This is a genomic window from Fusibacter paucivorans (assembly GCF_018390735.1).
Taxonomy (GTDB): domain Bacteria; phylum Bacillota; class Clostridia; order Peptostreptococcales; family Acidaminobacteraceae; genus Fusibacter; species Fusibacter paucivorans.
The window spans coordinates 76,951-88,690 of sequence record NZ_JAHBCL010000010.1; the positions used below are offsets into that span (position 1 = coordinate 76,951).

The following is an 11,740-nucleotide window of genomic DNA, read 5'->3' on the forward strand; positions in this document are numbered from 1 at the left end:
CCATTTTTTTAATATCAGTTCAGATGAAATATATGGTATGTATTATCGCTTTTATCGATAAGGAGAACGCAATTAATGGAATTTCGAAATCTTAAATCGTTTGTTCACGTTGCAGAATCCGGCAGTTTTTCCAAAACAGCGGAACAGTTGGGATATGCACAGTCAACAATCACAGCACAAATCGATTCGCTTGAAAAGGAGCTGGGCGTCTCCCTTTTTATTCGGCACGGCAAGCGCTTTTCTCTCTCGAGCGAAGGCTGTCAGCTTCTTGCATACGCTTATCAAATTCTTAAACTGGAAGCAGAAGCAAACGCCTATTTTCAAGGCGATGCCGCACCTGTAGGTTCACTAAAAGTCGGCATGCTCGAGTCCATCAGCGCTTCAAAGCATGCCGATGTCCTAAGTCATTTTCTGTCGCATTATCCTGATGTAAAACTAGAAGTCGTCGTTGCTACGACGCTACAGCTTCTGTCTATGCTCGAAAAAGGCACACTCGATCTAATTGTGACATTGGATATTCCTATCCGGAATCCTAAATTTAAATGTATGCTTTCAAAGCCTGTGCCCATTCAATTTTTTGCTGATAATCATTCCCCATATGCTCATCATGCTGCCATCTCGCTTAGTGATCTTGCAAGAGCTCGTTTTCTATTAACGGAGAAAGGCTGCAATTATAGACAGGTATTTGAAGAAATTTTAGCTGAACACGCTTTGTGTATCAATGATTCTCTGGAAATTGGTTATACACAAATTATTATCGACTGCGTCCGTGAAGGACTTGGCATTTCACTGCTGCCGTCGTTTAATTTGACCAATGCACTTGAAAACGGCGAGATTGCCCTTGTTAATGTTAAAAATTGCAGCATTGAACTGTCACTGCAAATACTCGTTCTTCAAAATCAGTGGCTATCACCTGCGAAAAAGGCCTTTATTAATGCATTTACTTTGTCTTTATCATAAAAGATTGCCATTGCTTTACCGATACGATAAAGTTGTTCAGTATCTTAAAATCATTACGAATGGAGGAAAGCATCGCCTGATGCTGCAACCCTATGCTAAAATCGCTTGAAATCCTCTTTGAAAACGATCGTTTCATGGTCGTCGTCAAACCACAAAACACACCTGTACAAGCAACGCGTGCCGGCAGCATTTCTATGCTAGATCTTGCCGAGGATTATATGACCTTTAAATGCGGTGTTGAAAATCCTTATGTCGGCCTTGTTCATCGGCTTGATCAGCCTACCGGCGGTTTAATGCTCCTTTCAAAGTCGCCGGATGCTACCAAGAAACTCAACGAAGCCTTTCGAAACCATCGTGTCGAAAAAAAATACCTCGTTCTGATACAAGGACATATCGTACCTGAGTCTGCCGACGTCTGTCATTATCTATCGGCTGATTCAAAAGCCAATTATGTCACCGTCAGTAAAAATCCCGCCCCCGGCTATCAAAAGGCCATCCTCCACTATCGGTGTCTCCGCCACGATACTTGGCAAAATCAGCCCGTCAGTTTACTTGAAATTCATCTCGATACAGGGCGGCAGCATCAGATACGCTGTCAGATGAGCACTTTGGGACACGGCGTCATTGGCGATCGAAAATACGGCGTCGTCATTGCCAACGAGCCCTTAATGCTATGGGCATATGCATTGACTTTCTCAGATCAAAAAAAACATTATCATTTTGAACTGCCGCCATCTGTCGAACCCATGCAATCTATCTATCAAGTAACCACAGACTAACGTGGATTTAACATTTTTTTATCATCCGTACACTTGCAAGATGCGACAGTCTCTTTTACACTGATAAGAAAATAGTAAAGTGCAATATACCATTGAGACAATGACATCCTTCAAATTTTAATCCTGAGTTGATGATGTGATGTATTGCCTTATACGAACGGATAAATGAGACAATCGCCTTAGATGGTAAAATTTATGACAAAGGTGGCAATCATATGAAGATCAATACCAAAACACTCATTATCACCATCCTTTTCTGCCTTTTCTATGCAAGCGGTATTTACTGGCTTAATACACCATCAGAAGGCGAAGTGCCTACCGCTGCCAGCAAACTGCTCTTTGTTAAAGCACATGTTTCAGAAATTCTAGACGATAATGCTTCACCAGACATTTGGACAGAAGGTTTAAGATTGGGAACACAAGAAATTGTCGCCATCATAGACAGCGGTCTTTATAAAGGACGGGAACTCTATGCCGTCAATTATCTAAATGCCTACCAGAATATTGATCTGAAAGAAGGTATGAAAATCATTGTGCGTTTGGATAATGACGACCCCAAAAACCCCAAAATCGCTTCAATTGCCAATTATGACCGCAGTGCACTCATCATCGTGCTCGTCACAACGTTTATCCTGTTATTGTTGCTTTTCGGCGGCAAAAAGGGGCTTATGGCCATTTTGGGACTGTTCTTTACTATCTTCAGCATTTGGTTCATGCTCATACCAATGATGCTTAAAGGTTTTCCGGTGATCCCCTCTGCTGTCCTGTTAGTAAGTATTACCGCCGTCGCTTCACTCGTACTGCTTAACGGTTTTTCACGAAAAACATTTTGTGCTATTATCGGCTGCATCGGCGGCGTTTCATTTGCCGGCGCAATCGCCTATCTCGCCGGAATCATCACACCGCTTGGCGGCTTTAATATGATTGAAGCAGAAGAACTGGTTTTGAGAGCATCTGACAGCGGCTTGCAAATCAGCGGACTACTTGTCAGCGGCATTCTCATCGCCGCACTTGGTGCCGTTATGGACATTTCACTAACGATTACATCCGCTGTTTACGAAATGCATCAACTCAATCCCAAAACCAATTGGCAATCACTTTTCAAATCCGGGCTCAATATCGGCCGCGATGCCATGGGCACCATGGCCAATACCCTTATACTGGCTTTCGCCGGCGCCTCACTCAATACACTCATTCTCTTTAGAGTCTACGACTATCCTTCTCTTCAAGTCTTCAATAGCGATATGATGACCGTCGAAATCGTTCAAGGCCTCGCCGGTTCTATTGGAATCGTCTTAACTGTACCGCTTGTCGCACTGCTTAGCGCGATGCTCTTTACCAAAAAAAGCTTATAAATTCAAAAGGAATTTACCCAACATTAACAGAAATACGCCCTCTCTTTTAACGCTGTTTTTCTATAATAATATCGGTTGTAATTACATGAGCCATTGACCTTTTATGTCGGTGGCTTTCATTATCTCAATGCCCAAAAAACACTTATTTTCGTCTATACATCGACGGCTTTTGGGTAGAAACTATTCGACAAACATTTCACAACCTTTAGGGAGGGAAAACATGAAGACGACACTGAAACGGTATCTCAGTATGTTACTGGCGTTTTTAATGATGACCAGCACGACGAGCATACCAGTGAATGCTGCGCCTGCGCCTACATCGGCTACACATGTAGTCATCAGCCAAGTTTATGGCGGTGGCGGCAACAGCGGCGCACCGTATTCAAACGATTTTATCGAACTTTACAACCCTACTGCTTCTGCCATTTCGCTGGATGGCTGGTCTGTTCAATATACCAGTTCATCTGGAACATTTGGTTCGAATACGACGCCGCTGACAGGTAGTATCGCAGCTGAATCGTATTATCTCATCCAAGAAAACAAGGGCTCCGGAGATTATGAAGCGCTGCCGACGCCAGACGCTACCGGCAGCATCAGCATGAGTGGTTCCAAAGGTAAAGTAGCACTCGTTTCCAATACGGACGCCGCAACCTCAAAAGATGATCCTGATGTCGTTGATTTCGTAGGCTACGGTTCTGCCAATGAATACGAGGGTACTGGAACTGCACCTACACTCAGCAGTACAAAATCAGCCATGCGTTCATCCAGCAGTATTGACACCAATGACAATGCGGCTGATTTCAAAGAATCATCGCCAACACCGCGCAACAGTACTTATGGTGCAGCTGTAACCAAATGCGCCACACCAACTGCCAATATACCTTCAGGGACAATTCTTCCAGGGACACAGGTTACATTTGACAGTACGACAGACGGCGTCCTCGTTCAATACAATATGGATTCCGCTGCCAGCGTCAATTGGACATCCGGCAGCACCGTCAATGTCACATCAAGCGCTACCTATTATGTCAAAGCCGTTAAAAGCGGGTTAAGCGACAGTGATGTCTCCAGCTTTGATTACACCGTTGACAACAGTGCACCTGTTACCATCGCAGAAGCCAAAGCAGCTGCTGTCGACACAAAAGATATTAAGATTGCCGGCATCGTTACTTATGTCAGCGGTAAAAATGTCTATGTACAAGATACAACCGGTGCAATTTGTCTCTATCTCACGTCGAATGCTTCCGTGCTCCAAAAGGGTGACATGATTACCGCCATTGGGACGCGGGACGCCTATAATAATCTTCTCGAATTATCAGGCATAAATGAAGCGACAGTCCTCATTTCATCCCATGATAACACACTGCCAACGCCTACGACCGCAACGATTTCAGAACTCATTGCAACACCAGACGGGCAAACCGCCGGTTATAACCACATGTGTGAAATCGTCAATGTCAAAGGTGTTACGCTGACCAGCATTTCACAGCTTTCCCAGGGCGGTTCCGATATCGTCGTATATCCAAAAGTTGATTTGACAAAATATACGGGAATTGCGGAAGGCGATACCATTGATGCAACACTGCGCATGTATGATTATAGAGGAACACTTGAAGTCGAAATACTCACCATGAGCAAATCCGACGTTGAGGCTCCGCTTGCCGTCACTGCATCACCAAATGGCGGCAGCATTGTCAGCGGCGATGCCGTAACCTTATCTGCCAACAAAACTGGTGCCGCTATTTATTATACGCTTGACGGCACTAACCCAACGGCTTCCAGCACCGTTTATACAGCGCCAATCGCCATCACCGGTACCGTTGGTGAAACGATTACCCTTAAAGCTTTTGCGAAAGCTTCGGGAATTGCTGACAGCAGTGTTACAACCATTACCTATACCATTAAAGATCCAGACGCCACATTATCCATCAAAGAAGTTTTAGAACTCCCAAGCGGCACGAAAGATGTCGTCGTCACCGGACAAATTGTCTACTTTGCAACATCGTACGGCAACCCTGTTATTCAGTCCGTCATTGATGGCAAAACTTATGCACTATATGTCTACGGTTCAGCACCAGAGGGTGCTGTCGTCGGCGATATCGTGAAACTCACAGGGACTTATTCCATCTATAACGGACTGCCGGAACTCTCCAGCGTTACCGATCCCACGATCATCGGCAATGCTGCTAAGCAGGTCCCAGAAACCGTTACGATTGCCGATCTCAAAACTAACGGCCTCAATATGCTGGATCACTACGTGAAAATTAAAGATGTTTCACTTGGCAGTTACAACGCCAACGGTTCTACTGAAATTACCGATAGTACCGGTAAAATAAGTATTTACAAAGCAACGGCTTATCCTGCACTCGTTGAAGCAAACGATGTTGTCGACCTCTATGCAATGGTCGCATGCTACCATTCCTCCGTGCAGCTTTATACGGGGACTGCCAGCGACAATGGCTATCAAGTTTACGACGTCGTCAATGATACGAAAAAACCGCTTTTAACATTGCCGGAACAATTTTTAACGGCAAAGGCAAAACAGCCTTATACCATTGCCGTTGAGGCGGCAGATAACAAAGGCATTGATACTGTGACTCTAACCTACACCATTGGCTCAAACACCGTGACAGCACAGCCGATGACTTATCAGTCGGATTTAGGCAAATACGTGTTTGATATCCCTGCTGTCGAATTAGACGGCACTGTTGAATCGCTGTCTTTCACCATTACAGCGACGGATGTCACTGGCCTCACAACGACCTCCGACGCCGTTGTTGTTGACATTGACAATCGGCCTCAGATCACAGCTGTCACACCTGCGAAAAACGGCAACACCGGCGAAGATAAAACTCCTACCATCTCTGCCACACTAGTCAATGCCGGCACAGCACCAATCGTCACTTTAACACTTAAATTAGATAACACAACGATCGTAGATGAAACCACAATGACGCAAACCGCTGATACAAGCAACATCATCTACAGTTATACACCAGCGGCACTTGAAGATGGCAACTATTTTGCAACGGTTACAGTATTGAGAAGTGACAATGTCAGCAACAGTGAAACATGGCAATTCACAGTTGGAACGCCTCGTTTCAAAGCTTACTTCGGACAGCTTCACGCACATACAGCTGAATACTCTGATGGTTCCGGAACGTTACAAGATTCTCTAAACTATCTCACAGGCATTAATGATAGCGACAATGTCGATTTTATTTCACTGACAGATCATTCCAACTATTTTGACAGTACTTCAGCTGCCAATCCCGCGGGAGCACTTAACGACAAATCCCTGATGACATCTGAAAGTCTATCGCTTTGGAACAAGTATACCGGCACGATGAGGACTTTCAACGAGAATCACGCCGGTGCACTGGCAGCATTGCCAGGCTTTGAAATGACGTGGTCAGGCGGCCCCGGCCATATCAACACCTTTAATTCTGACGGCCTCGTCAGCCGCAACAACACCACCTTAAACAGCAAAAGCGGCGATGCCGGTATGAAAGCATACTACGATACGTTAATACAAGATACCGATCCACTGGCAAACCTTTCACAGTTTAACCATCCTGGTGCCACTTTCGGTACATTCTCTGACTTTGCCTATTGGTCACCAGCTTATGACCAAAAAATGGTTGCTGTTGAAGTTGGTAACGGCGAAGGCGCCATTGATTCGGGCGGTTATTTCCCAAGCTATAGCGAATACACCAAAGCGCTCGATAAAGGCTGGCACGTCGCACCAACTAACAATCAAGACAATCATAAGGGGCACTGGGGAAATTCAAATACTGCACGTACTGTTATCATTACAGATGATTTCTCAGAAACAGGCCTTTTAACAGGTCTTAAAAATATGTCCGTTTATGCTACAGAAGACAAGAATCTCAATATCGACTACAAGGTTAATGATTTAATCATGGGAAGTACCATTAGCACAGTTCCAACAGATCCGCTTGCTTTCACGATTAATATTGATGATGAAGATTCAAATGACACCATTTCAAAAGTAGAAGTCATTACCAATGGCGGCCGCATTGCAGCAAGTAAAACATTTGCATCAAACGTTGCCAACTGGTCATTTGAATTGCCGCCAGAGCAAGGTTATTATTATGTCCGCGTCACTGAAGCGGATAAAAATATGGCTGTCACCGCGCCAGTCTGGGTCGGTCAAGCACCACTCGTCGGCATCAGTTCGCTGGAAACAACCTCTGAAATGCCAGTTACAGGCGAATCATTAAAACTTGAAACGACGCTGTTTAACAATGAAACCAGCGACGTAACTGTAAAAAGCATTGACTACACCATTGATAATACCGTTATTGCTTCTGAAACACCAAATGCAACCATCACTTCCATGGGAACATTTAAAAATGAAATTAATTATACGCCAACTGACGCAGCATTGACAGCGGTAACCGTTTCATCTGTTTGCAGCATCGCCGGCCAAGACAAGACCTTTACTGCCAATCTCGATTTAAATGTCCGTGACAGCGAAAAACTTGTTTACATTGGCATTGATGCCAGCCATTTCAACGAATACGTTGACGGCAATTACAAAGCCAGCATGGGGAATTTCGCCAATATGGCTACTGATTTTGATGTACGCGTCGTCGAACTCGAAACCAGTGACGCATTGATTGCCGCCGCACAAAATGAGAAGTATGAAATGCTTATCTTGACACCGCCAACTCGCCGAGACGGCACTGCCTTCTTGATTGGCTACAAGAATTATTCAGATGCAGAAATCGACGCCGTTGCTGCTTTCGCCAAATCCGGCAAGACTGTTATCGTCACCGGTTGGGGTGATTACTATGAAAACTATACAAAATACTCTGACGGCACCGATTTTACACTACCAGCGAATGAGCAAATGTCTGTGCAGCAAAACAGACTACTAAAAGCCATTGGTTCTTCACTGCGAATTTCTGATGATGAAATTAAAGACGATGTCACCAACGGCGGTCAACCGCAAAGACTGTATCTCACCAATTATAATCTCGACAACAGTTTCTTAAACCGCGTCGTGACTGACGAACAAGTATACTCCAATTATGGTGGTTCAACCGTTTATGCTGTTGATTCTACTAACCAGCCGACATCAACATATGCAGATCATGTCAGCCCAATGGTCTATGCCTTTGAAACAAGTTACTCATCAGATGATGATGGCGACGGTACGACTGGTATAAAAGATGTAAACGTCCCTAAATACGATGATAAATACATGGTTGCAGCCACTGAAACCATCGCACATGAAGATGGAATCACTTCTACCGTCATCGTAGCCGGCTCTGCATTTATGAGCAACTTTGAAATTCAGGCAACACTTGATAGTTATTCCACACCGGCATACAGCAACTATACGATTTTAGAGAACATTGTCGCCTCCGTAAAAGACATTACACCAATTGCAACTGTTCAATCCGCAGATGAGGGTGAAAGCTTTACTATTCGGGGCATTGTCACTTCAAATGCATCTGGTTATGATCAGGATACGGCATTCTTCGATTGTATTTATGTTCAAGATGATACATCAGGTATTAACGCCTTCCCTGTTTCAGGCAATATCCAAGCGGGACAAACCGTTGAAATCATCGGTAGAGCAAGTTCGTATAACGGCGAACGTCAAATTGCCGTTACAAAGATCATGGTCGTTGATGATACCGTTCAAACACTGCCAGAACCAATTAACGCAACCGCTGCTGAAATCGAATCGGCCATGTACCTAGGAAGCCTCGTTCGCATTGACGGTACGATTTCAAATATTACTGCGCCAAATGGTGCTGTTGAAAGCATTTATGTTCGCGATGCCGCTGGTGATACTTGTCGCGTCTTTATAGACGGCTATATCACAAGTAACAAGCACATTCCAAATCTTTCGATCGGTTCTGATATTCAAGCAGTCGGCCTCGCTTCCATTGACACAGAAGGCAGCCGCATTCGCATTCGAGACAGAGCCGATATCGTTTGTACGGACACATCGGATGATCGCAGCAACCGAAACAACAATACCGATACAGACACAGCACCCGAGCCTGTGAAAACAGAAACAGCCGGCGAAACTGCCACTGCTTCTGCCACCGTTGAAGGAAAACTCGAAGCTCCTGGCCGCTTAAAAGCTACAATTTCAGCCGCAGCGAGCAACACCCTTATCGAAGCCGCAAAGAATGCGGAAATACAAGGTCAAAAGGCAGTCATCGAAATTCAAATGAACGCCTCTGGAGATGAAAAAGCAATGGCTGTTGCCATTCCAAAAGCAGCTTTTAAAGCCATTGCAGACGATACTAAAGCCGATGTCAAAATCAATACAGGTCTTGGTGCCGTCACCTTTGATATTGGTGCGGTCAAAACAATCAGCGATGCATCTGAAGACGCCGCAGAAGACATCAGTATCAGCATTGAAAAAGTTGATGCATCTTCTGTAACTGAATCAGTTCGCCAAGTTGTCGGCGATCGTCCGGTATATGACTTTACCGTCAGTGCCGGTTCAAAAACTGTTTCTTCATTTGGTGGCGGTAAAGCAACCGTAAACTTGCCATATACACCAAGTGCAGATGAAGACGTCAATGCCATTGTCGTCTACTACCTTGACGACAGTGGTAACTTACAAAAAGTTCGAGGTCAATACAATAAAGAAACAGCAGCCGTCGAATTTGTAACAACCCATTTTTCAACCTATATTATAGGCTATGACAAAAAATCATTTAAAGATGTCAGTGAAAGCGACTGGTATCACGATGCCGTCTCTTATATAACAGCGCGTGACATCGCTTCCGGCACAGGTACGAATGCGTTTAGTCCAAGCGATGCCATTACGAGAGGCCAATTTATCGTCATGATGATGAAAGCCTATGAAATCGAGCCTGATACCATCATTACCGGCAACTTTGCAGATGCGGGCAACACTTATTACACTGGTTATCTAGCTGCTGCCAAACGCCTTGGCATTACCAGCGGTATCGGCGATAATCGCTTTGCACCGGACGCCGCAATCACACGCCAAGATCTCAGTACCATCCTTTATAAAACACTGGTCCTGACGGATGAGTTGCCAGAAGTCGATGCAGCTGCATCTTCAAATGCGTTTAAAGGCTACAATGATACAGCAAAAGTCGCCGACTATGCAGAAGACGCTATGCGTCATTTTGTCGCAGGCGGTGTTCTCTCGGGCAGTTATGCACAAATCAATCCGACGACACCAACGAGCCGAGCTGAATTCGTCCAAATCCTTTACAACCTGCTTAATCAATAATGTTCATGCCCTTTAAAGTTAAAAATAGCATCTGTGATTAAACGGGATTAAAGTTAAAAATAGCATCTGTGATTAAACGGGATTAAATTTAAAAATGGCGACATCTCAATGATGTCGCCGCTTTTTTCTTCATAGCATAATCTTTATTCGACTGTTATCACAGCATTTCATAAAAACGCCGTCATCAACCAATGCCCTCCTGATGCGGAAAAAGCTTTTCCCCGTACCAGTATAGCCGTATTACTTAACTGTATAAATCCAACCTTCCGGTGCTTCGACATCGCCAAACTGAATACCCGTTAACGTATTGTAAAGCTCAGTTGTTACAGGCCCCACCTCTGTTTCGCTGTAGAAAACATGGAGGCTGTCTTTATAATCAATGCCACCAATTGGTGTGATCACAGCTGCTGTACCACAAGCCCCAGCTTCTGTAAATTCATCTATTTTATCAATTGGACAGTCACGTTCTTCAACTTTCAGTTTTAAATAGTGCTCTGCCAGATACATTAACGAGTATTTTGTAATACTCGGTAAAATAGACGGTGATTTTGGCGTTACAAACACTTTGTCTTTTGTGATGCCAAAGAAGTTAGCTGCACCGACTTCTTCAATTTTTGTATGTGTCATCGGATCCAGATAGATACAATCTGCATAACCTTTTTCAGCTGCTCTTTCATGCGGCATCAAACTGCCGGCATAATTGCCGCCAACTTTTGCGGCGCCAGTACCATAAGGTGCCGCTCTATCCATGTCGGCAATGGTAAAGTTGACAGGTGTCAGGCCACCTTTAAAATACGCGCCAACCGGCATACAGAAAACGCCGAAAAGGAATTTAGGTGCCGGTTTGACACCAATCGTATCGCCTATACCAATCATAAAAGGTCTTAAGTATAGCGTTGCGCCAAAACCATACGGCGGTACATACTGTTCATTTGCTTTTACAACCTGCATACAGGCATCGACAAATTTTTCTACCGGAACGGTTGGCATTAAAATACGTTCACAGCTCTTCATCATGCGTTTCGCATTTTCATCCGGTCTAAATAGCTGAATGCTGCCATCTTTGGTACGGTAAGCTTTTAGCCCTTCAAAACATTGCTGTCCATAATGCAATGCTGTTGAAGCTTCACTAATGGTAACCGTATTATCGGTAACGAGATTCCCATCATCCCATTGACCGTTTTCCCATATGGATATGTAGCGATAGTCCGTTTTAACATATGCAAAACCGAGGTTCGCCCAATCCCAATCTAATGTCTTACTCACTTTTTCAGCCCCTTTCAAATCCTATCTTATTTAGTTTGTGTCATCTTACTGACCGCTGAAAGGCTATGCTTTTAGCTAAAATGAAATGAGACGTCAATCCAATTAACTTTACACCAACACTT

5 protein-coding genes are annotated in these 11,740 nt (G+C 44.3%); 4 read left to right on the top strand and 1 reads right to left on the bottom strand.

What is annotated here, in order from left to right:
- Positions 1-75 precede the first annotated feature (75 nt).
- From KHM83_RS07220 to KHM83_RS07235, 4 genes are all read left to right on the top strand, one after another.
- Positions 76-960, top strand: a complete 885-nt coding sequence (locus tag KHM83_RS07220; protein WP_213236322.1) for a LysR family transcriptional regulator — start codon at positions 76-78, stop codon at positions 958-960.
- Positions 961-1,052: 92 nt separating this feature from the next.
- Positions 1,053-1,739, top strand: a complete 687-nt coding sequence (locus tag KHM83_RS07225) for an RluA family pseudouridine synthase (protein WP_213236323.1) — start codon at positions 1,053-1,055, stop codon at positions 1,737-1,739.
- Positions 1,740-1,954: 215 nt separating this feature from the next.
- Positions 1,955-3,094, top strand: a complete 1,140-nt coding sequence (locus tag KHM83_RS07230) for a YibE/F family protein (protein ID WP_213236324.1) — start codon at positions 1,955-1,957, stop codon at positions 3,092-3,094.
- A 220-nt stretch (positions 3,095-3,314) separates the two neighbouring features.
- Positions 3,315-10,352, top strand: coding sequence for a CehA/McbA family metallohydrolase (locus KHM83_RS07235; protein WP_213236325.1), 7,038 nt, complete (start codon positions 3,315-3,317; stop codon positions 10,350-10,352).
- 240 nt (positions 10,353-10,592) lie between these two features.
- On the opposite strand, the gene KHM83_RS07240 is transcribed toward KHM83_RS07235, so the two are convergent.
- Positions 10,593-11,618: a branched-chain amino acid aminotransferase gene (locus tag KHM83_RS07240; protein ID WP_213236326.1), complete on the bottom strand. Its 1,026-nt coding sequence runs from the start codon at positions 11,616-11,618 to the stop codon at positions 10,593-10,595.
- Positions 11,619-11,740 lie beyond the last annotated feature (122 nt).